At 43.1% G+C, this 21,793-nt stretch carries 18 protein-coding genes; 6 read left to right on the top strand and 12 right to left on the bottom strand.

All coding sequences use genetic code 11. The annotated features are described in order from the left end of the window. Nucleotides 1-2 precede the first annotated feature (2 nt). From IDJ75_RS12095 to IDJ75_RS12080, 4 genes are all read right to left on the bottom strand, one after another. A complete protein-coding gene (locus IDJ75_RS12095) occupies nt 3-2,429 on the bottom strand; it encodes an MG2 domain-containing protein (RefSeq protein ID WP_191175877.1) in 2,427 nt (808 codons plus the stop codon). A gap of 194 nt (nt 2,430-2,623) precedes the next feature. Next, nucleotides 2,624-2,812 (bottom strand): hypothetical protein, encoded by a 189-nt coding sequence (locus IDJ75_RS12090; protein ID WP_191175876.1) that lies wholly within the window; start codon nt 2,810-2,812, stop codon nt 2,624-2,626. A gap of 60 nt (nt 2,813-2,872) precedes the next feature. Then, nucleotides 2,873-5,353, bottom strand: a complete 2,481-nt coding sequence (locus IDJ75_RS12085) for a TonB-dependent receptor domain-containing protein (protein WP_191175875.1) — start codon at nt 5,351-5,353, stop codon at nt 2,873-2,875. Between the two features lie 90 nt (nt 5,354-5,443). After that, nucleotides 5,444-5,857, bottom strand: a complete 414-nt coding sequence (locus tag IDJ75_RS12080) for an EamA family transporter (protein WP_191175874.1) — start codon at nt 5,855-5,857, stop codon at nt 5,444-5,446. 177 nt (nt 5,858-6,034) lie between these two features. Here IDJ75_RS12080 and IDJ75_RS12075 point away from each other — a divergent pair, with 177 nt between their 5' ends. Both IDJ75_RS12075 and IDJ75_RS12070 read left to right on the top strand, forming a co-directional pair. Beyond that, entirely contained in the window at nt 6,035-7,063 is a 1,029-nt protein-coding gene (locus IDJ75_RS12075; RefSeq protein ID WP_191175873.1) for a fatty acid desaturase, read from the top strand. 70 nt (nt 7,064-7,133) lie between these two features. Beyond that, the gene (locus IDJ75_RS12070) at nt 7,134-8,045 is read left to right on the top strand and encodes a hypothetical protein (RefSeq protein WP_191175872.1); all 912 of its coding nucleotides are present in this window, start codon (nt 7,134-7,136) and stop codon (nt 8,043-8,045) included. Here the strand turns inward: IDJ75_RS12070 and IDJ75_RS12065 are convergent. Next, nucleotides 8,038-8,778 carry a hypothetical protein gene (locus tag IDJ75_RS12065; RefSeq protein WP_191175871.1) on the bottom strand — a complete coding sequence of 247 codons (741 nt, stop codon included), beginning with the start codon at nt 8,776-8,778 and terminating at the stop codon, nt 8,038-8,040. The two genes, IDJ75_RS12070 and IDJ75_RS12065, sit on opposite strands and share 8 nt — an antisense overlap. Nucleotides 8,779-8,804: 26 nt before the next feature. Beyond that, complete coding sequence (locus tag IDJ75_RS12060; RefSeq protein ID WP_191175870.1) at nt 8,805-9,683, bottom strand: AraC family transcriptional regulator; 879 nt, start codon at nt 9,681-9,683, stop codon at nt 8,805-8,807. 182 nt (nt 9,684-9,865) lie between these two features. Here IDJ75_RS12060 and IDJ75_RS12055 point away from each other — a divergent pair, with 182 nt between their 5' ends. From IDJ75_RS12055 to IDJ75_RS12040, 4 genes are read left to right on the top strand one after another with little or no spacing between them, the layout of a single operon-like run. After that, complete coding sequence (locus tag IDJ75_RS12055) at nt 9,866-10,507, top strand: RNA polymerase sigma factor (RefSeq protein ID WP_191175869.1); 642 nt, start codon at nt 9,866-9,868, stop codon at nt 10,505-10,507. Beyond that, nucleotides 10,504-11,835: a hypothetical protein gene (locus tag IDJ75_RS12050; protein WP_191175868.1), complete on the top strand. Its 1,332-nt coding sequence runs from the start codon at nt 10,504-10,506 to the stop codon at nt 11,833-11,835. The genes IDJ75_RS12055 and IDJ75_RS12050 overlap by 4 nt, the downstream gene beginning before the upstream one ends. Nucleotides 11,836-11,842: 7 nt before the next feature. Continuing rightward, on the top strand, nt 11,843-12,385 hold the full coding sequence (locus IDJ75_RS12045; RefSeq protein ID WP_191175867.1) for a YceI family protein: 543 nt from the start codon (nt 11,843-11,845) through the stop codon (nt 12,383-12,385). Between the two features lie 24 nt (nt 12,386-12,409). Next, entirely contained in the window at nt 12,410-13,357 is a 948-nt protein-coding gene (locus tag IDJ75_RS12040) for a DUF5777 family beta-barrel protein (RefSeq protein ID WP_191175866.1), read from the top strand. A gap of 85 nt (nt 13,358-13,442) precedes the next feature. Here IDJ75_RS12040 and IDJ75_RS12035 read toward each other — a convergent pair whose 3' ends face one another. The 6 genes from IDJ75_RS12035 to IDJ75_RS12010 all read right to left on the bottom strand — a co-directional run bounded on the left by IDJ75_RS12035 (nt 13,443) and on the right by IDJ75_RS12010 (nt 21,766). Beyond that, nucleotides 13,443-14,687 carry an NAD(P)/FAD-dependent oxidoreductase gene (locus IDJ75_RS12035; protein ID WP_191175865.1) on the bottom strand — a complete coding sequence of 415 codons (1,245 nt, stop codon included), beginning with the start codon at nt 14,685-14,687 and terminating at the stop codon, nt 13,443-13,445. A 118-nt stretch (nt 14,688-14,805) separates the two neighbouring features. After that, nucleotides 14,806-15,807: a 4-hydroxyproline epimerase gene (locus IDJ75_RS12030; protein WP_191175864.1), complete on the bottom strand. Its 1,002-nt coding sequence runs from the start codon at nt 15,805-15,807 to the stop codon at nt 14,806-14,808. Nucleotides 15,808-15,889: 82 nt separating this feature from the next. Then, the gene (locus IDJ75_RS12025; RefSeq protein ID WP_191175863.1) at nt 15,890-17,461 is read right to left on the bottom strand and encodes an aldehyde dehydrogenase (NADP(+)); all 1,572 of its coding nucleotides are present in this window, start codon (nt 17,459-17,461) and stop codon (nt 15,890-15,892) included. Between the two features lie 227 nt (nt 17,462-17,688). After that, nucleotides 17,689-18,636 carry a dihydrodipicolinate synthase family protein gene (locus IDJ75_RS12020; protein WP_191175862.1) on the bottom strand — a complete coding sequence of 316 codons (948 nt, stop codon included), beginning with the start codon at nt 18,634-18,636 and terminating at the stop codon, nt 17,689-17,691. A gap of 126 nt (nt 18,637-18,762) precedes the next feature. Then, the gene (locus IDJ75_RS12015; protein WP_191175861.1) at nt 18,763-20,769 is read right to left on the bottom strand and encodes a glycoside hydrolase family 127 protein; all 2,007 of its coding nucleotides are present in this window, start codon (nt 20,767-20,769) and stop codon (nt 18,763-18,765) included. 400 nt (nt 20,770-21,169) lie between these two features. Then, complete coding sequence (locus IDJ75_RS12010; RefSeq protein WP_191175860.1) at nt 21,170-21,766, bottom strand: hypothetical protein; 597 nt, start codon at nt 21,764-21,766, stop codon at nt 21,170-21,172. Nucleotides 21,767-21,793: the final 27 nt, after the last annotated feature.

Raw genomic sequence — 21,793 nt, 5'->3', positions numbered from 1 at the left:
GCTTATTTCACCGTGTACTTGTATACAGCCCTGCCTATATTGCCTGCATTATCAATACCCTCAACAATAACACGATATTGCCCGGGGCCATCGTTAAAATAATCAAACATAGCGTTACCGGCATCGTTAGTTATCAGGTTTGGTTTCCAATATATAGTGGCGCGGTCTTTTTCAGGCCATTTTTTAGCAGCCTCATAAACCGGCGAATAAAACTGGCGCGCAACATAAAACCCTTTAGGGCTTATAGATAAGATACCAGAGGACATCTCCTTACTTATCACCTCATCATTAGTGCCGCCCATCCTGGTATTGATAACTATTACGCCTGCCCCTGCGCCTAAACCATAGGCAGATGCATTTGCCCCTTTTAATATTTCTATATTATCAATATCGGTTGGTAAATAGCTATCAATGTTGCCATTTTGCGTAATGGCACCATCTACAACTACCATCATCGGTTCCTGTACAACGCTCTTACCTGAAAATACCGCATTGTTACGAATATAGGCCTTACCTTGTACAAAATCGATATTACGGGCTATTCCTACCAAACCCTGAGACAACGACGGGGCAGCTAAAATATCTTTTCTTAATATTACCTGGTCGGCATTACCCGCCCCACCCAAACTTGATGAACGGTACGTCACCTTGTCTTTTATATTAACTACTTTCAGTTTACGTACTTTATTCCGATCGGCGTCAGGCGCATCTTCATATGTCCCGTTATAATCGGGCAGCTTCATATCTATTTGCCTTTCGGGCGAATTACCTTTATTTATAGGTAACCCGGCCCCCGCCTTATCCAACAAAAATTTGGCCCTGTTGCGAATAGATTTATTCTCGATATTAAGTAAAAAGCTGGTTTTATCTGTAAAATCCAGGTCCGGGAAACTAAACCTGCCGTTTGCATCCGTCACCGCATTCATAGATTGCATGGTAGATGCCAGCATAAGTGATATTTTTTCGTTTGGCACAGGCTTGCCTGCATTAGTTACGAGAGCGCCTTTTATATCCATCCCAACCTCGGGCTTGTAAGCAATTGGGGTCGGTGCTTCATTTAAAAGCTGCTTCCACTCAAACCGGCGGTAACCTTGCGTAAGCATTAAAATATCCAGGTTGTTGCGGGTATCGGCATTTACATTATTAAAGTAGTAACCGGGCTGCTCTACATAGCCACGCAGCTCAGATGTAAGCAACAGATCTGACAGTATAGAGCTTTCCATATCTTCGTTTATTTGCACTTTGCTTTCGTCCACCACAGCCACAGAGAAATTGCCTATGGATGCTTTATCGGCCGAGGCCAATTTTGCATTAAGGGTAATATGTGCTTTATCATGGCTGGCATAGGTAGTTTTATCACTGTTGATGGTAAAATTAATATCAACCGGGTTTTGAATAAACACCAGGCGTTCGCTTAATGGTACGCCATTGTCAGAGAAAAGAGTAATTTGCGCAATGCCGCTTGCCAGATCTTTTTTCGGAAGATCGAACCCGATCACCTGGTTATCAAGCACAGTTTTAACCGTTTTTACAACCCCTGCCGAGTACACCACCACATTTAATTCTTTGTTCTTATTCTCGAGGTAATAAGCCTTATTAGCATTAATATCTATCGATAGTTTGGCCAGGTCGCTATTATTAACGTTAAGTGATATGCCTTTTGCTTGTGGTACGGGCAATTGTACCACGTTCATCGAACCATCCGGGTAAGTCACTTTAGCATTATACGTTTTACCATCCTCGGGTGTTATAAATATCTGCCCCATACCCAAGTGCGCCGAGGTAAATTTGCCAACCTCAACGTTGTTATTATCAACTACAATGCCTTTTACATAAATGCCCATACCGTTACTCCCAACTGCTTTAAATGCAATTTTGGCCGGCAAGGCCGCTACAAAAGTCCCCCCTTCCGGAAAAAACTGTACATCGGCTTTGGTACCTGTTGCTTTTGCGGCATAAACCGGCGCTATACTTTTACCATTAACCGGAATGGTTTTATCAAACACATAAGTATTACCCGTATTTTGCATCCACTGCGTATAGGCCCTAATGCGGTAATTCCCTTTAGATGTATAGCCGGGTAGCGCAAAATCGCCCCAGGCAAGCCCGTTCTTTAACTGCAGTATTAAAGTTTGCATCACCGAATCGCTTTTGCTGATCAGGTCTACGTGCAGCACACCGCTTATTTTTGAAAGTTCGTGGCGTTCGCCCGCGGTTACATAAGCTTTAAAATAGATGGTATCGCCGGGGCTGTAGTAGGGTTTATCAAAGTGCAGGTATGCTTTTTCTATTATCCTGTCTGTTGAAAGCGACTGCAATTTGGCCACTACCTCTTTAGTAGTACCCTCATTTTTTACAGCAGCAACCTGTGCATGCAAAATGCTATTATAGCAGCTTACAGCAAACATTAGCAGCAAAAGTTTTTTCATGATTGTGAGATTATTTAGTTGAAATACAGCACGAGTGGTTAACCCGGCATAATTGGCAAATAAATATACTGATAATCAGCGAACTACTGCAAATAATATTTTACCTAAAAATTAAATTAATGGAGACTATTACACCGGATAGGGCATACTATCCCCTTGCAGATTTGGGAGTTCGGAATGAGAGATACGTTTTATTAGTCTTTAATTTCTTCCCAATAAACAGTTTCCTGGTTAATACGGTTCTTTGTAGCAACCTGGGCCCTTATTTTATCAAGTTCGGCCTTTTGTTCATTAGGGGTTAGGGTTGTGCTTAACGACGAATAAAAAATTACATAGCCAGTCTTACTGTTTATGAATTTGAAATGTTTATCAGCAGTATTCATAATGATAATGCTTTTAATATCATTATAGTAATACTTTAAAACGGCATATTGTTTTTAATATTACTTACCGCCTAATGGCTCGGCAGGCATCTGGCCACCGTTATCTTCACGGCCCTCTTTATCTTTGTTTTTTGAAAACTCGAGCTTACCAAATTTGTAGCTTAATGTTATACCGAAAGAGCGCAATGGCAACTGCCTTAAACTTGCCTGGCTAAAGCCCGGGCCCGAAGTAGTTGACGACTGGTTGATATACTTGCTGAACGCGTTATTGGCCACCAGGCCGATGCTTGCTTTTTTATCCAAAAACTGCTTGCGCACAGCAATATTGTACCAAAAAAACTGCGGCCGGTTACCCTGTAAGGTGCGCGATGATGAGTTATAGTTACCAAACGCCTCGGCCAAAAAGTTAGACGGGAACTGGTAGCTGGCGTTTAAATTAAGCCTGTATTGAAATGCTGTTACCTTACCTACGCCCGGGGCATCATTTGTACGGCTCACTAAAAATATATTGGTGCGCAGGTTAAGCTTGCTGGTAACGGGTACCGATGCAAACACATTACCACCTAATGATGCCTGGGTACCCAGGTTGGCGCGCTGGCTAAGCAATACATTGCTGTATGTTTTGCCATTTATGCTCAGGGTATCGTACTGCGTAGTAAATTGCTGTATATCTTCGCTGTTGTGACGGTAAAAACTACCGATATAAATGTTGGCACCACCATCAAACGATTTATTGTACCCCAGTTCAAAGCTGTTGCTTATCTCGGGTTTCAGGTTAGGGTTACCAGTGCTGATGTTATGCGGGTCGCTGATGTTATAAAAAGGGTTTACCTCGCCATAATCGGGGCGTTCTATACGGTACGAGTAGCTAAACTTGATACTTTGTGTACCGCCTATTTTATGCGATATAACAGCTGATGGCGCAAGCGTATTATAACCCGGTATTACTACACCGGGAAAATTGGCGTTAGTAGTAGTGTACTCGTTACGCAAACCCAGTTTTACATCTAAAAATTTTTTAAATAACGATGCCGATGTGCTTAGGTATGCCGCGTAAATATTGCGTTTGTAGTTAAACCCGTAGGTTTGATCGGCATTGTTCATGTAACTGCCATCGGCTAAAAGTGTATCAGTATTGGTAACGTTCTTCAAATCTTCAATTACCAATTTGGCACCACCTTCAATAGTAAAGGTTTTGGTTATGGGGTGGGTGTAATCTACAGAAATATTGGTCTCCCTGTCATTACCTGGGTTAAAACCGCGGATACCTGTCGAGATCATGCCAGGCGTCTCATAATCCTGGCGCTGAAAATAATTCACTGTGTTTTTACTGTAACTGCTGGTAAATAATATATCCAGTTCCCGCCCTTCTTTGGCAAAGGTTTTCTTATAATCAAGGCTGTAATCGGTAGAGTATGCGCTAAAACGGCTGTCAGAATTACGCAGACTGATAATATCAGAAACCAGATCACCAGCACCGTTGGTAATAGATTCCTGCTGATTAGTTAAGCCGTTGCTGTGGTTACCAAAATGGTCAAACCCTACTGATGCCGTTAAGGCATCCTTTGGGGTAATATCCCAGTTTAAGCTAAGACCCGATTGATAGCCGCTGCGTTTTGTAGCCGCACTACCTTTTTGAAACAGGTGGGTGGTGCTATCGCCGGGGCCGCTTGTATTACGGTTATTAGTGCTTAGTACCGTAGTGTTTAACTGCGCGTTACCGCTAAAAAATGCATTTACACCAAAATTACCTTTACGGGCATTCAGGTTAAATGAGCCGTTTTCCTGACGCGTGCCGCCGGTTAAGTTTATGCTACCATTTATACCCTGTACCTTACTATCTTTTAATATAATATTAATGATACCGCCTGTACCGGCAGCATCGTATTTAGCGCCCGGGCTGGTTATTACCTCAATGCTTTTTATCTGGCTGCCGGGTATGGCCTGCAGGGCATCGGCCAGGCTTGCTCCAAAAATACTGCTTGGCTTACCATTTATCAGGAAACGGATATTACCGTTACCCTGCAACTCTACGTTACCGTCAATATCAACCGTAACCTGCGGTACTTTCTTGAGTACATCAATAGCTGCACCGCTTTGCGCGGTAAGATCATTGGCGGCATTATACACCATCTTGTCTATCCGGTTTTCAATAACCGGGGCTTTGGCGGTAATGGTAACGCCGGCAAGCTGGTTTTGTATCGATTCTAATGCGATATTCCCTAAAGTAACATTACCACCAGTAGCAACAATTACATGCTCTATAACGTGTTTTTTATATCCTAAAAAATCTATGGTAAGGCGGTAATCTCCGGGGGCAATATTATCTAAGGTAAAATTCCCTTTGGGATCGGTACTGATGCCGTTAAAGGGGCTTGTACCACCTTGTTTAAATACCGATACGGTAGCATAATCTACCGGTTGCCTGGTAACGGCATCTATAACCTTCCCGGCTATTTTCCCTTTACCTGCATTAGGGGTTTGGGCATTAATACTTAATGTGGTAACAAACAGAAAAACAAGAACAAATAACCTACGCATATAACCTCTTTATTTCGAGGCGCAAAACTGTTAAGAAACTTTGGATTAATTATGGAGGTTTCGTAATTGTTACATTTACATTATGTCATATTAAAATATCAGCACCAATGTGCCCGATATAATAAGTAAAGCGCCCATCCCGGTTTTAAGGGTGAGCGGCTCGCCCAAAAACACAACCGATAATATGATGGCAATCGCCACACTCAACTTATCTACAGGCGCAACCTGCGATACTTTGCCCAACTGCAACGCTTTAAAATAAAAGATCCACGACAGGCCGGTTGCGCAACCCGACAGCACCAGAAAGGTCCAGTTAAGTTTGCTTAACCCGCTTATGCCGTGGTTTGTACCTTTGTACAATACAATTGCCCATGCTATAAGTAAAATAACTACCGTACGTATAGCAGTTGCCAGGTCGGTATCAACTCCTTTGATACCTATTTTTGCAAATATTGCTGTTAAAGCTGCAAACAGCGCTGATAATAAAGCATATATCCACCACATAATTAAGTATTACTGGTTAATTTTTTTATAAATCCCCTTTAACAAATGAAAACTTTAAAGAAATTAATTTCTTTAAAGTTTATAAAAGTGGGCGTTTTTCCACACAAATTACTGAATTTTCATAATTAAATCATTTTTTTAACACGTTATTCTTATCTTCATCGTTTTAACCCTAATATGAAGAAGACTGATTTTGTTTATTCCCAGGAGTCGGAACCGCACCGTATACGTACCAAAAAGATACTGAAGCAGTTTCCGCAGTTAAGGAATTTAATAGGTAAAAACCCAAAAACCATTTGGGCTATTGTAGGGCTTGTAGCCTTCCAGGTTATACTGGCTTGGTTTCTGCGCGATCAATCGTGGTGGCTGGTATTTGGCGCGGCCTATTTATTAGGTGCCTTTGCAGACCATGCATTGTTTGTAATGATACATGAGTGTACCCACCAATTATTATTTAAAAACCGTAACGCCAACCGCTGGGCATCCATGCTTGCCAACTTGCCGCAAATACTGCCAAGCGCTATATCGTTCGAAAAATATCATATCAAACACCATTCATTCCAGGGGATACATGAGTTAGACGCTGATTTGCCAAACCGATGGGAGGCAAAACTGATCAACAACTCGTTTTTTGGTAAAGCTTTATGGCTATTATTCTTCCCGATATTCCAGTTGTTCCGTCTATCGCGCCTGCGCGAGATACACCCTTTTGATGGCTGGATATTAACCAACTGGATAGTACAGGCTGTATTTACCGGTGTTATATACTATTTTATGGGCTGGCATGCATTAGCTTTCCTGCTGTTAAGCTTCTCGTTCTCGGTAGGTTTACACCCACTTGGCGCCCGCTGGATCCAGGAGCATTACTTAACCCACAGCGTTGAGCAGGAAACTTACAGCTATTATGGTAACTTTAATGCGGTAGCATTTAACGTAGGTTTCCATAACGAGCATCATGATTTCCCGTCGATACCTTGGAATAAACTGCCGGAGATCAAAAAAACTGCGCCCGAATACTACGATACTTTATACTATCATACCTCCTGGACCAAACTTTTCTTCCAGTTTTTATTTGATAGGGAGATCTCCTTATTTAACCGTATACTACGTAAAGAGCGCGGTAAAGTAGCCATTACCGATGTATCGAAACCTGATGCAGAAATGAGCTTTGCAAAAGAACCCGCATTAACCTCACAAAACTCGTAAAAGCTAATTTTAACATATAACAGAACGGCCCATAATAATATGGGCCGTTTTTTGTTCTATATGCTTAGTTATGTTTAAAAGTAAAACTTTAAAAATATTTGCACCCATACTTGCCCTGTGTTTTATAGCGGCATTTGCCAAGCACCGCTTAGTTGATAATAAGCAATTACCCGAAAGCCATTTATATTCAAAAGAAATGGATGAAACCTCGGGCCTGGCAGCATCGGCCTTAAATCCCGGTATTTATTATGCCCATAATGATAGCGGCGATACCAGCCGTTTTTTTGCCATTACTGCCGATGGTAAATTAAAAACCACCGTATACTATACCGGCGATATAAAGGTGCGCGGTCGTGGGGTGATAGATTGCGAGGACATTGCCGTAGGCCCCGGGCCGGTTAAGAACAAAAGTTATGTTTATATGGGCGATATTGGCGACAATGACGCCCGCAGAAACTATATAACCGTTTACCGCATGGAAGAACGGAAAAACTGGGGGACAGATGGCATTGCGCACGCAGTACCTATACCACAACACTTAAAATATCCCGACGGCGCAAAAGATGCAGAAGCCATGACTATAGACCCTATTGAAAAACTTTTATACATTATTACTAAACGGGGCGATAGTGTTGGTGTTTATACTACGCCGCTTAAATACAAAGCAAATGATACGCTTACCCTTGCATTTAGAGGCAAACTGTTCTTTAAAGGATTAAAACCCTTTAAATGGATAACAGCTGCGGATGTATCGGCGGATGGTAAGCAGATACTGGTGAGGAACTACGAAAAGGTTTTTTACTGGCACCGCGCTGCAGCCGAGCCTATTTGGCAAACTCTGAAAAAAGAACCGCGTGAATTGCCTTACAAACAGGAAAAGCAAGGTGAAGCTATTGCTTTTACACACGATGGCAAAGGTTATTATACTACCAGCGAAGGTATATATGCACCTATTTATTATTATAAAACTCCCGTTAATTAAACCCTTTGATAAGCGCCTTAAAATCTATCTTATCAAATACAAACTCGGGCATTTTGTCGGTTTTGCAGTAATTGTGTACCATATCAAAATTTTGAGCAAATTGTACCGGCACATACAAACCGTATCTATAGTCTGCCGGTAAGGCTGTATCTTCCCAAACAGCCACCTTGTTTTTAGGGTCGATAATATAGATATTGATGTTTGACTTTTTTACAAACTGGTAAAAGGGCTGCGATGTGAGTGAATATTTACTATCGTTTATTTTTTTAAAACTTAGCAGGGGCTTCAGATCGGGGCCGTCAACGCTCCAATAAGTTAGTGTACTATCCGTAAGTCTGCGCCGGCCTGTGTTTCCCCAATCGCTTGGCGCATATAAATAATATTTGCCTTTATAGGCGTATAAAGGTAACCAATCTTGCCCCAGGCTTGCTACATCATACTTTTTAAGCGGTTTTTTAAACTTCACTTTAAGTATTTTATAGTTTTCGTTATATGCTATGCTATCGTAATGGTCATACTTAAAATCAAGTAAACGCTTATATACTTTTGATTCCCTGTTCTTTTCGATGAAAACTGCATGATAAAAACCTTTCTGCGCCTCTTTCAATAAAAAAGTAGTGTCGGCAGGTCTCATTGCCCCGGAAGAATCGGGCTGTACGGTAGCCTCCAACTTTTTATCCGGGTTACTTTTACAGGCCGAAAGCAGTATTAACAGGTAGAATAGCTTTTTCATACCTAAATATAGTTATAAAAATCCCTTTACTTCACCCTGTGGGTGTAATCATTCACGTAATCTCTTGGCGATTTGCCCATTATTTTTTTAAACGTTAAATTAAAATTGTTAATGCTGCTAAAACCGCAACTGTAGGCAATATCGGCAATAGTATTCAATTCACCGTTTATAAGCAGTTTGCAGGCCTGGTTTACCCGTACCTTATTTACAAAGGCCACAAATGTTAACCGGGTATGTTTCTTAAAATAGCGGCAAAATGCATTGGGGGTTAAATGAGCCTGCAGGGCAACATCCTCAAGCGTTAGGGTGCTGCTGTAATTATGCATAATATAATTTAATACCGATGCTATGCGCATACCCTCAGGGTCTGTAAGGGGTTGGGTATGGCTGGCAACCGATAAGGGTTGTAGGTTTTCTATCCCCATCAACAGGTTAACCATCCTTAAAAATACCGACATGCGGTAAACGCCCCTTGTATGCTGTACCATATCAATTTGCTCCCTAAAAGCACCCGTTACCTCAACCGGGATCTTAAACCCCACCTGCCATTTTTCAAAAAATGTTTTTACGGCCTGCATCTCTGGCAGGTCAAACAAAGCCGATAGTTTTCCCGTGGGGTCAAAAAATATGGTAAGTTCCTGCACATCCAGTTTGTTGCTTTCATCAAAATATTCGGGGCTGCTTCTAAATAAATGCGGCAGGTTTGCACCAAGTACATATACCTCGCCGGCTTTAAATGAATGCATACTGTTACCTGTAAGCAAAGTTCCCTCGCCGCGTTTTATCCAGGTTATCTGTATTTCTGCGTGTCGGTGCAGATGCGGATAAAAGTGACTCTGCATCTCTTCCTGCACAATTATAGTTTGCCCCTCGGGCACAGGTATGGTAAAAGGCAGTACTTTCATTAAGGCATTTAGTAAATTACTAAGTTATTGATTTAATTATAGCTAAATTTCTTTAATATTTGGCCTGCGGATGATTATTCAAACAAACAGATATTTTTTTTACGTGGCGGGCAACCTTTACACCACATCTATCGTGATGTATGCAGATAAGGTGTTAAATTAAGGCAAACAGAAACCCAAACATGGGCGAAGAAGAATTATATCAACTGGTAAAAGGCTGTTTAAATAACGACAGGTTGAGTCAAAAACTGTTGTATAAGGCTTACTATGGCTTTGCTATGGGGATATGCCTAAGGTACGCGGCCAACAGGTATGAAGCTTCGGAGATCATGAACCAGGGATTTTACAAAGTATTCAAAAACCTTACTAAGTATGATATAACCAAGCCTTTTAAGGCCTGGCTGGGCCGTATTATGGTTAATACGTCTATAGATTATTATCGCTTTAACCTAAAAATTGCTTACACCGAGGAGCTTGATAAGGCCGAGCATATTAACGATACCGATTTTGCCGACAGGAATTTAAATTACAACGAGTTACTGGATATGATAAGTCAGTTACCGCGTGCATACCGTACTATATTCAATTTATTTGCGATTGAAGGTTACACGCACGAAGAAATAGGCGGTATGCTGAACATTAGCATAGGCACCTCAAAATCAAACCTGCATAAGGCCAGGGAAAAATTAAAAATTATGATAACCGAGAGCAACAAAACGCCCGGCCAAATAAATAAACAAGTAAACGACAACATAGTACCCATTAACCATACAAAGCACACAGACCTATCCATCTCCTTTGTGAATAACGTAACCAAAAGATGAAAGAGGAAAAAGAAAATAGTATTGATAAATTGTTTAGCCAGGGCCTAAGCGAGCCTGGCGACAATGCATCATACCGGGAGGAGGACTGGGATGCTATGGAGGCTATGCTTGATGGTAAAAAGCCAAAAGGTATCACCCGCAGTTTAATACTACTGGTTAGCACCATTGCAGCCATGTTGCTGCTGGTTATTGGCTGGTTATTTTTAAACCCTGTATCAAAACCCGATAAAACAACACAGGTGGTAAAAAAAACAGCGCCTGTTCAAAAAGATTCCGGTAAATACGGCCCGCCTGTGCAGCAACTGGCAGATCTCAAAAGTAATACGCTTTCGGCGAATGATAGCAGCGCGATGAATGCGGGTGATATGAGCCGTAAAAGTAAATCGTTCTTCACCTTATCTGCTGTACCGGGCGGCCGTAAAATTACCGGAATTGATACCTATGGCGTTAATACATCCTATATAACAAAAACACCCGGTGTTGTTACAGACAACGCCGCTAATAACATAGTAGATAATGTTACAAAACACGATACTGCGATTACTGACAAAGCCGCCAATTATGCTAAGGTTGATACTATTATAACTGATAAAACCGCTGTAATGGCCAGTAATAGCAATCAGGCCGACACCCTCAAAAAACGCGAACTGGTATCGGTAATGGATGATGTGAAGCCAAATAAAAAACCGGCCAAATACCGTCATAGTGCATCGGGTGGTGCGGCTATGGCTTTTAAACCAACTTTAGCATTAAGCTTTGTAGCATCTCCAGACGTTAACAGTGTTAAAGGATTTTCGCAAAAAGTAGGTACAAATGCGGGGCTGCTGCTAACTGTAGGCGTAACACGTAAGTGGAGCATTACTACCGGCGCTATTTATGCCGATAAACCTTATCTGGCAAACTTCGCCAACTATACATCGGCGTACAAATTCAGTTCAAACCCCGAGAGTGTAAGCGCAAGTTGTACTGTATTGGATATACCTATCAACGTGGGTTACCAGGTTTATAACAAAGGCGTAAATAAATTCAGTATGGGCACGGGCCTATCGTCATATTTTATGCTGCGCGAAAATTACACATTCAACTATGCCGGCGGATACCCCGGCGGGCCTGCAACATACAATATCCGTAACAAGAACCAACATATTATGGGCATCCTAAACCTTAATATGACTTATCAGCGCGAGATAAGCTCAAAATTTGGTGTAGCTGTGCAGCCATATTACAAAGTACCGCTTACGGGCATAGGCTACGGGCAGGTAAATCTGAAATCGGCAGGGGTTGCCGTAGGCGTAACGTGGAACATAAATCCGGGAACAAAACCTTAGAAAAAACATGAAGTATATCGCTCTAATTTTACTCGTCTGGTTTAGTACAAACCAAGCGGGGCAGGAAATCTATGTCTGTAAAAATGCTACTGTAAGCATCTATTCAAAAGCACCAATTGAAGATATCGAGGCCAAAACAGACAAAGGCACCTCGGTTTTTAATGCCGCTACCGGCGAGCTTGCCTTCAGCGTGCCTATCCGCTCTTTAAAGTTTGATAAAGCTTTAATGCAGGAGCATTTTAACGAGAACTATATGGAGAGCGACAAGTATCCGCAGGCCAGCTTTAAGGGTAAGCTTGCGCAAACGCCCGATGTAACTAAAGATGGCGTGTACCCGGTAATGGCCAGCGGAGTATTTGAAGTACACGGTGTAAAGCAAAGCCGCACCATTCCGGGTAAGCTTACGGTTAGCGGGGGTGCTATCAGCCTGTCCTCTGAATTTATCGTTGCCTGTAAAGATCATAAGATAGAGATCCCCACGCTGGTATTCCACAACATTGCCGAAACCATTAAGGTGCAGGTTAACGCAACTTATTCGCCATATAAATAATAATCCCTAACACTTATAATTATCATGAAAAAATCCCTCTTATTTATTACGCTGTTATGTACAGCCGGCTTGTTAAAAGCCCAAACCATTAAAAAAGACACAGCAGCCAAAAACAGCACCGATTCGTTAATGAATACGCTAAGCGCCCCTGAAAAAGGTGAGCCTGTTATTGCTACTTTTAAGGCAACTCGCTTAATACTATCACAAACCACCGAAACGGTTAAAAAGAAAGAGCTTAACTTTTTGGTGATACACCGTTTTGGTGATATTGGCAGCTCGGCAGGTGGCGGTAAAACGCTTTGGGGCCTTGATAACTCATCTGACATTTACATCGGTTTTGAATACGGCCTTACCGATAACCTGAATATTGATTTTGGCCGCAGCAAATTTGAACAGATGCTTGAGCTGGGTTTAAAATACAATATATTGCATCAAAAAACGGATGAGAGCATGCCCGTTGCCGTTACCCTGATAGGTAAAACGGGTTTTAAAACATACCATACCGAAACTACGATGTTTGATGATTATGCAAACCGTTTCTCGTACTTAATGCAGGCGGTTATAGCTCGTAAAATTTCATCGGCATTATCGCTGCAGGTATCGCCCATCTATTTAAGGAATAACATCCCCTATCCATTTTTAGCAGGTAACGAAAAAAATATCTTCGCCTTATCTGCAGCAGGTCGTTTAAAATTCAGTAAGCGGATGGGGTTGGTGGTAGATTATGTGCATCCGTTCTCTAACTACAGGAACAATAGTGTTGATCCCAGATTTTATGACGGACTGGGTTTAGGTATAGAGATCGAAACAGGCGGGCACGTCTTTACTATAAACTTTACCAACGCGCAGGCTATCTCCGAATTTAATTATATCAACAACACCCAATCAAGCTGGAGCAAAGGGCAGTTCCGTTTAGGGTTCACCATCTCCAGGATCTTTGACTTCAACAAGAAACACAAATCGGCCTATTGATTTAATTAGTGAACGACCGATTTAGTGAATTAGTAATTTATATACTCAGCAAAATCACTAATTCAGTCATTCACTATATCGCTAATTAATATCTGTTTGGCGAAAACTGGCTGATACTGGCTGATGGGAGGGTGCTATTCATCACCTCATCAATCAGTTTACCGGTTGCAGGTGCAAGGCTTAATCCCATCATGCCATGCCCTGTGGCAACAGCCAGGTTTTTGTACTTGTCCGATAAGCCTATGTAAGGCAAACCATCAGGTGAGCAGGGACGGAAACCAAACCATATATCCTTTTGCCGCGGTAAGGCAGGCGTAAAATCTGGGAAATATTGAGGGATTGATTCCACGATGCCTGCCACCCGGTTCATATTTACCTGTTGGTTTATCTTGCCAATTTCCATAGTTCCCCCAAAGCGGATCTGCCCGTTCATAGGTGTTACCGATACCCTTGCCTCGCAAAGCAGGGCGGGGATGGTCATGCGGTGCTGTGGTTCATCAACCATAAAAGAATAACCTTTGCCCGGCATCAGTGGGATGTTTAGCCCCGCCAGTTTGGCAATAGCAGGTGTCCATGCGCCACCGGCCATTACGTAGGTATCTGCCATAAAGCTTTTATCATTGCTGATAGCCCGGGTTATCTTACCATCGATATGTTCTATTTTAGTAACAGGGGTATTCCGGTGGATCCTTACCCCGGCCTTTTCAAGATGATTAACCAGAGCCACCATTAATTTGTTGGGATACAGGTGCGCATCGCAATGGTAATGCACCGCGCCTAATACGTCCAGCTCAATGTCTGGCTGTAGTTTGCGGCATTCATCAGCGGTAAGGTATTGCGCATCAAGGCCAAGGCTAATAGCCTTTTCAGCGGTATGGCGCTCTTCATCTTCAAACTTCGAGGTTTTAAAAAGCATCAGGATGCCTTTATCGGCAAAGCCAAAATCAAAGTCGGCATCCTGCTCTAAATCCGTGTAAAGTTTTTTGCTGAGTAAGGACAGATCCCGCAGTGCCGTTGCCGAACGTTCCACATGTTGCTTATTGGCAGCCTTCAGGAATTTAAGTCCCCATCCTATCAGTTCCGGGTTTAAACTCGGCTTTACGTAAAATGGACTTTTACTATTAAACATCCATCTAAAGCCCTGCTCTATCATACCCGGCGCTGCCAATGGTATAAAATGACTGGGCACTATCATACCCGCGTTACCAAATGAGGCGTTATCGGTCAGGTCACCCTGCTCCAATATCTCTACTTCCCAACCCGACTTGTTCAGGTAGTAAGCTGAAAAAAGTCCTATTATTCCCCCGCCTATTATTATTGCTTTACTCATTACTTGTTAAATATTTTCAGGACGTCATTGCGAGCGTAGCGTGGCAATCCTTGACATGCTTGTAGCGAACTTTTCTATCGAAGATTGCCACGCTACGCTTGCAATGACGTTTTTTTAATTACAAAACCTGGAACCCAAATGCGTACGGGTCATCTTCATCATCAATTTTGATGGTGTTGTAGCCGTAAACTTTTGCCCATCCTTCAATACCGGGGATGATGGCTGGTTTATCGCCAAGCATTACTTCATCCTCTACAGTACCGATGAACTGGCTGCCAATAATGCTCTCATGAATGAACTTATCGCCCTTTTTCAACTTCCCTTTGGCATGCCATTGCGCCATACGGGCAGACGTACCTGTACCGCAGGGTGAACGGTCTATCGCTTTATCGCCATAAAAAACAGCGTTACGGGCCGTTGCCTCCGGCGATATGGTTTTGCCCGCCCACAGGATATGCGAACATCCGTTGATGGTTGGGTTTTCGGGATGCACAAACGTGTATTTTTCGTTTATCCTTTGACGCAAAACACGGCTCCATGATATCAGTTGATCTGCGGTATGGTTTTCCAGCCCTTTAAAGTTTTCCTGCGCATCTACAATGGCGTAGAAATTTCCGCCGTAGCTTACATCAACCGTTAACATCCCTAAATCAGGGCATTCAACATCCAGATTCTCTGCAGCCAAATAGCTTGGTACATTCACCAGCTTTACAGATTTTACCTTTTTGCCTTCCTGCTTGTAAGAGATCAGAACCAAACCGGCAGGCGCTTCCATGCGTACAGTGCCCGGCACTTTTGGTGTGATCAATCCTTCCTCAATGGCGATGGTGATGGTACCGATAGTTCCATGCCCGCACATGGGCAGGCAACCGCTGGTTTCAATAAACAACACCGCCACATCGTTCTGCGGATCATGAGGTGGATACAATATACTGCCCGACATCATATCATGCCCACGCGGTTCAAACATCAGCCCCTTGCGGATCCAGTCGTACTCTTTTAAAAAGTGCTGGCGTTTTTCGCTCATGTTAGCACCAATCAAATTTGGCCCGCCACCCGCAACCAGCCTCACCGGATTACCGCAGGTATGCGCATCTATACAGAAGAAAGTTTTATTCATGTTTTTTTAAGTCTTAAGTCGAATGTTCTAAGTCTTAATTTCCAGTCCTTTGACTTTGGACTCAAGGCTCCGGACTACTGACTTATTTGCTCATTTCCCCATTAACCAACCGCCATATATTTAGCGGGTTGCCGTCTTTCAATTCATCCGGAAGCAGATCATGCTCCCAGTTTTGCCAGCATACCGGGCGCACAAAACGTTTGATAGCGCCTGTACCAACTGAGGTAAACCTGCTATCGGATGTTGCGGGGTACGGGCCGCCGTGTTGCATGGCGTTGCCTACCTCAACACCAGTTGGCGGCCCGTTCAATATTACCCTGCCGGCCAGTTTTGCCAACTTATTTGTAATGCTTTTATAGTGTGATAGCTCTTCTTTTTCGGCCATGATGCTTGCGGTTAATTGCCCGTGCAATGAATCTACAACCTGTTCCAATTGGGTAGCATCGTCGGCAACAACAAGCATAGAGTACGGGCCGAAAACCTCTTCCTTGAATTTTTCGTTGGCTAAAAAATCAGTCGCGCTTATTTCGGCAACAACAGCAACGCCCTGGTTCACTTTCTCTGAATCTATTTTATCAGATTGTGCGATCACAGTAACCGCACTATCAACCATCATACCGCCTGATAGTTTGTTAAAGTTCGCGGCAATACCCGGTGTAAGCATGGTTGAGGAATCAACATTAGCTATTGCGATACCTAACGCTTTTTTAAATCGCCCTAATGCATCAGATTTAATTGCTAGCAGCAAACCCGGCTGCGTACAAAACTGCCCTGCATTATTGGTAATAGCCACCGAAAGGTTTGCCAGTTCTTCCGCGCGTTTCTCCAATGCTTTTGGTAATAATATAATAGGATTGGTGCTGCCCATTTCGGCAAATACCGGGATAGGTTCATCGCGCTCCTGCGCCATTTTCACCAGTGCCATACCGCCCTTAAGCGAGCCTGTAAAGGTTACTATTTTTGTTTTTGGATGTCTTACCAGTGCTTCGCCAACGGTATAGCCATCATCATAAAGCAAAGAGAAAACCCCGTCGGGCAAGCCGTGCTTTTCGGCAGCTTTTTTCACTGCTTCGCCAACCAGCGCGCTGGTACCCGGGTGTGCCGGATGTGCCTTCACTACCACCGGGCAACCCGCCGCCAAAGCCGAGCAAGTATCGCCACCGGCAACAGAAAACGCCATAGGGAAGTTACTTGCGCCAAATACCACTGCCGGGCCAACAGGCACCGCCATTCTCCGCAAATCTACCCGTGGCAAAGGTTTTCTATCAGGGATAGCGGTATCAATCACTGCATCAACCCAGCTGCCTTCTTCCAGCAAATTGGCATACATATTCAGCTGACCGGTTGTACGACCACGTTCTCCTTGCAACCTTGCCTCAGGCAGGCCACTTTCGGCCATGGCTTGGTGTATCAGGGTATCGCCAAGGGCGTTTATCTCGTCGGCTATGCTGCGTAAAAAAGCAGCTTTAGTTTTTCCGTCTGCAAGACTGTAAACAGCAAATGCTTTATCGGCCAGTTGCATCGCTTTGTCTGCATCTGCTAAGTTCGCCGCATTAAACTCTGCTTCAAGCTCTTTACCTGTCGCAGGGTTTATACCTCTGAAAGCTTTATCCCCTTTTATGTATTGGTATCCGATTAAATTCCGTGTTTCCATAATATTGTGTTTTATGGTATTAAGCTCAGTTTTTAACAGGCTTCCCATAACAATTGTCAATTAATGGCGGTATAAGTGTTCACGTTTACAACCGTGAACGCCGCGAAAACTTATTAAAGTATTTATAATCAGATGTTTTAAATTTAGCTACTGACAAAACATCGCCATTATTTATTAAATAAAATATCATATGCCTCTATTTTAAAAATGCAGGCTGACATTAAATATTAGCTCACCCCTGTCACATCAATCTCGGCTTCAACACCCCAGCTACCCGCAGGCAGTTCGGGGCGGTGTTTTACAGCGTTGTTAATAATACCCAAAACCCTGTCGCGCTCCTTGCCGGTAATTTTAGCCCTTGGCAACCTAACCGTTTCGGTACCCAGCCCGGTAACCGTTTCGGCCAGCTTAATGTACTGCACCAGTTTTGGGTGGATATCCAGCTCCAGCACCGGTAAAAACCAGCGGTAAATTTTTAACGCTTCCTGCATGCGGCCTTCTTTAGCTAACCTGAAAATGGCAACTGTTTCCCTGGGGAAGGCATCAACTAAACCGGCTACCCAACCATCAGCACCCATAAAAAGACTTTCTAAAGCCAATGTATCTACACCACAAAGTATGGCAAACCTGTCGCCAAAACGATTGATCATACGAGTTACGTTGCTCACATCGCGGGTAGATTCTTTCACCGCCTGGATGTTTTTGTATTGCGATAGCTCCTCAAACATATCCAACGTAACCTCTATCTTATAATCGTGCGGGTTATTGTAGATCATGATAGGCAGCGTAGTGCTTTTTGCCACAGCCGCAAAATAGTTTAATGTTTCCTGCTCATCAGCCAGATAACGTAATGGTGGCAGCATCATTAATCCATCGGCACCATATTTAGCAGCATTTTCGGCACAAAGCAGGGCAGCTTTGGTTGTTTGCTCCGCAATATTAAGTACCACGTAAGCGCGTTTTGCAACCACCTGTACGGTGTGCTTTAGCAACTCTATTTTCTCTTCATCGTTTAAAACGCTTGCCTCGCCCAACGAGCCACCGATGATAATACCGCTTGCACCTGCTTCCAACTGCGCTTCAATATTTTTATCAAAAGCATCAAAATCAAATTCATCATTCTCGGTAAACTTTGTTGTTACCGCTGGGAATACCCCTTTCCAAATTACACTCATGTTGTTATTTTTTTGTGTTCTTAAAATCGTTTTTTAGCATCTGTCTACCCCCACATGGCCCTTCTCAACAGAGGACCACTACTTTTTCAAGACCCCCCCTTTGCAAGGCTGGCCCAGGCAGAAAGCTTACCTTGTTATCAATTCAATATATTTTACCTGTTGCGGGAACCACACCGTCATCTCGCCTTTGCCCCGGTTAGCCCAGCTGTAATACGGAATGGCCGTCATGGTTTTATTTACAGTGCTGACGTTTTGCCCATCGGCACCAACCTGTATAGTTTTCACATCGCCTTTTATAATAGTTATACCGTTTAGCAGGTTGGCATTATAAACAGTACTAAATGTTGTGTTTTGCGGAACGATGATATTAGCTGCCTTGCCATCGTTATCCTTCCATTCGGCACAGTACATAATGGGGCCGCGCTGCAGGGCTATCTTACCGGCATCTTCGGTTAGCTTATCAGTAGCAATAACGCGCTGTACATCCATAGGCAGGTTCATTTCTACCTTGTCGCCTTTTTTCCATTTTTTGCTGATAACCGCATAGCCACCCTGTATTTGGTAATCAATAGGTTTACCATTCAGTTTGATCACGATCTTTTTGTTCAATGGTGTTTGATAACTATACAGATCTGACGGTACAGCCTGGTTTTGCGCCCAGCCCGGTATGCGGATCTTCAGGTTCAGATCCATACTGCTTGCCGGATTAACGGTAAAGGCCAGCGCTCCATCCCATGGGTAATTATTTTGCTGGGTTATTTTCAGGTCTTTATTGTTCACTTTCATATCACCAGTACCACTAATGAACAAGTTTACGTAAACATCTGTACCATTTTGTGCGTAGACATAGCCGGGGATAGACGGCATTAGCCTCACCACGTTGGTAGGGCAGCATGAGCAGGTGAACCACCCAGCACGCTCACGCTCAATATCGGGGTGGTTAAAGCCATCGCGGATTTGCATGGCATTTGTATAAAAGAAGGATTTGCCATCAAGGCCCACGCCGGATATTAAGCCGTTATACAGGGTTTTCTCCAGCACATCAATGTATTTGGCATCGCCATGCAGCAGGAACATCCGCTCGTTCCAGAATACGTTACCAATGGCGGCGCAGGTTTCATTATAGGCCGTGGCGTTAGGCAGTTCGTAGTTATCGCCAAAGCGTTCGCCATCGCCAACGGCACCTATGCTGCCCTGAACGTACATTTTTTTACCCACCATGTTGTTCCATATCTTATCAATTGCGGCTAGGTATTCTTTATCACCCGTTAGAGCAGCCACATCTGCCATGCCCGAATACAGATACATAGCACGCACAGCATGGCCTTCGGCTTCATCCTGATCGATAACAGGCTTGTCATCCTGCCAGTAAATGCCGTTCTCGTACACGTTTTTGCTCTTTTTGTTATATTCTTTATGGCCGCGTTCGTCAATAAAAAACTTGGCCAGATCCAGGTATTCTTTTTTGCCGGTAATGCGGTACAGCTTTACCAGCCCCATTTCTACCACCTGGTGGCCCGGCGCTACATGCCTTTTACCCGCCCCGAAAGTTCGTACCAGCAGATCGGCATTTTTGAGGGCGATATTGAGGAGATTACGTTTACCCGTAGCCAGGAAATGGGCGACGGCGCCTTCATACATATGGCCTGCATTATATAATTCATGGCTGTTCTCCTGTTCTTTTTCCCAGCGCTGGGTGCCCAGCCAGGGGCCAACATGCAGTGGGTCGATAGTGCGGGCGGTGTACAGGTAACCGTCGGGTTCCTGCGCACGGCCAATGATGGTAATCATTGAATCTACATAATGATCCAACTTTTTATCGGGGTGCAGGGCCAGTGAATATGACGCGCCCTCTATTGTTTTGTATATATCGGTATCGTCAAACGGGTAGGTGGTGCAGAATTTGCCCTTATGCTCTGCCGCCATCTGGAAGTTTTTTACACGCCCGGTACTCTCGCAACGCTCAAACGACGCCGGGATGGTTACCGTACGGTTTGTTTCGATGCGGGAGGTCCAGAAATGGTCGGTAAGTTTCACTTGAGTGAAAGCCACCGGCTGTATGGGATAATCCTGTTTTTGGGCCAGGGCGGTGAGGCTGTAACAGGAAAACATCATCAAACAAAACTTTTTCATGGGCGGTAAATATTTGATTTATTAAGATATTCAAAAGTAGCACATAAATAGATCGGAGTTGGTTAATAATTACCCTATTATATCAGCATATTACCATCATTTATTGTTATCAAATTATAAAAATGGTTAAAATACTGGAATTTTGATTTTAAAGAGGCATAAAAACTAAGAAAATTTAGGCGAACCCATAACTATGGTTAATGCCTGTTTTCAACAGCTTACAGGTTGCATTAAGGCTAAACTGATACTTATCCTGCAAAAATAAACCAACGGGTGTTAAATTGAACTAATAACAGGGAAATTTTGCATGCTATAAATTTTGAGGGCTACATAGAAACAAATTCGCCATTGCTTTTTGGCAATGGCGAGAAGTTAAATTTATAGGGCTTCATTTTAATGTTCATACGCTTAACAAGTTTGCTGCCCTTTTAGCCATATTTAAACCATAACATGATGTGGCAATAGCAAGCCCTACGCCTAAAAAAGCAAGTATGGAGTTAGCAGGCATTAGCTTTTTTAAGGTAAAAACTATGCCGCATACAGCAATTATGGTACTCCATGTAGCCAGGTAATAATCTATAGTGCGTTTAAATATTTTGCCCATAGGATAAAAATGCAGCCCTACTACCAATGCAATTACAGGTATAGTGAGTTCGGGATGGCCAAGGTTAACAACTATATTGATACCGATAAATATACCCAGTCCTTCTGCACCGAAAACTATACCGAACCATTTTCCTCTTCTTTTTTCCTCAGCAATATCTTCCTCATCAGTAAGCTTGGGGAAATTCTTAGCTATCCTAAATAAGGCTACTCCTTTTACAATAAAATAAATACTCAATAAAGGGAATATAAACAACAATAAAGCGTAGGCAGTTCCATGTAAACCACCATAGGCAATACCTGCCCATATCATAGTAAAAAGAGCCATCATAAAAAGGCCTGTTGCATTTCCCTTTACGGTTGCTTCTGGTACTCTATGTGGCTCCTTTTCCATTTTCTTATTTTTGATCTTATATTTCTA

The sequence above is a fragment of the Mucilaginibacter rigui genome (assembly GCF_014773275.1).
In the GTDB taxonomy this organism is placed as follows: domain Bacteria; phylum Bacteroidota; class Bacteroidia; order Sphingobacteriales; family Sphingobacteriaceae; genus Mucilaginibacter; species Mucilaginibacter rigui_A.
The sequence above is the reverse complement of the archived record's forward strand: the minus strand, read 5'-3'. Positions and strand labels throughout refer to the sequence as shown.

Coding starts and splice junctions, on each gene's coding strand:
- IDJ75_RS12075 (WP_191175873.1), top strand. CDS start 6,035: ATGAAGAAGACTGATTTTGTTTATTCCCAGGAGTCGGAACCGCACCGT.
- IDJ75_RS12085 (WP_191175875.1), bottom strand. CDS start 5,353: ATGCGTAGGTTATTTGTTCTTGTTTTTCTGTTTGTTACCACATTAAGT.
- IDJ75_RS12025 (WP_191175863.1), bottom strand. CDS start 17,461: ATGGAAACACGGAATTTAATCGGATACCAATACATAAAAGGGGATAAA.
- IDJ75_RS12070 (WP_191175872.1), top strand. CDS start 7,134: ATGTTTAAAAGTAAAACTTTAAAAATATTTGCACCCATACTTGCCCTG.
- IDJ75_RS12080 (WP_191175874.1), bottom strand. CDS start 5,857: ATGTGGTGGATATATGCTTTATTATCAGCGCTGTTTGCAGCTTTAACA.
- IDJ75_RS12010 (WP_191175860.1), bottom strand. CDS start 21,766: ATGGAAAAGGAGCCACATAGAGTACCAGAAGCAACCGTAAAGGGAAAT.
- IDJ75_RS12095 (WP_191175877.1), bottom strand. CDS start 2,429: ATGAAAAAACTTTTGCTGCTAATGTTTGCTGTAAGCTGCTATAATAGC.
- IDJ75_RS12040 (WP_191175866.1), top strand. CDS start 12,410: ATGAAAAAATCCCTCTTATTTATTACGCTGTTATGTACAGCCGGCTTG.
- IDJ75_RS12030 (WP_191175864.1), bottom strand. CDS start 15,807: ATGAATAAAACTTTCTTCTGTATAGATGCGCATACCTGCGGTAATCCG.
- IDJ75_RS12090 (WP_191175876.1), bottom strand. CDS start 2,812: ATGAATACTGCTGATAAACATTTCAAATTCATAAACAGTAAGACTGGC.
- IDJ75_RS12050 (WP_191175868.1), top strand. CDS start 10,504: ATGAAAGAGGAAAAAGAAAATAGTATTGATAAATTGTTTAGCCAGGGC.
- IDJ75_RS12045 (WP_191175867.1), top strand. CDS start 11,843: ATGAAGTATATCGCTCTAATTTTACTCGTCTGGTTTAGTACAAACCAA.
- IDJ75_RS12035 (WP_191175865.1), bottom strand. CDS start 14,687: ATGAGTAAAGCAATAATAATAGGCGGGGGAATAATAGGACTTTTTTCA.
- IDJ75_RS12055 (WP_191175869.1), top strand. CDS start 9,866: ATGGGCGAAGAAGAATTATATCAACTGGTAAAAGGCTGTTTAAATAAC.
- IDJ75_RS12015 (WP_191175861.1), bottom strand. CDS start 20,769: ATGAAAAAGTTTTGTTTGATGATGTTTTCCTGTTACAGCCTCACCGCC.
- IDJ75_RS12020 (WP_191175862.1), bottom strand. CDS start 18,636: ATGAGTGTAATTTGGAAAGGGGTATTCCCAGCGGTAACAACAAAGTTT.
- IDJ75_RS12060 (WP_191175870.1), bottom strand. CDS start 9,683: ATGAAAGTACTGCCTTTTACCATACCTGTGCCCGAGGGGCAAACTATA.
- IDJ75_RS12065 (WP_191175871.1), bottom strand. CDS start 8,778: ATGAAAAAGCTATTCTACCTGTTAATACTGCTTTCGGCCTGTAAAAGT.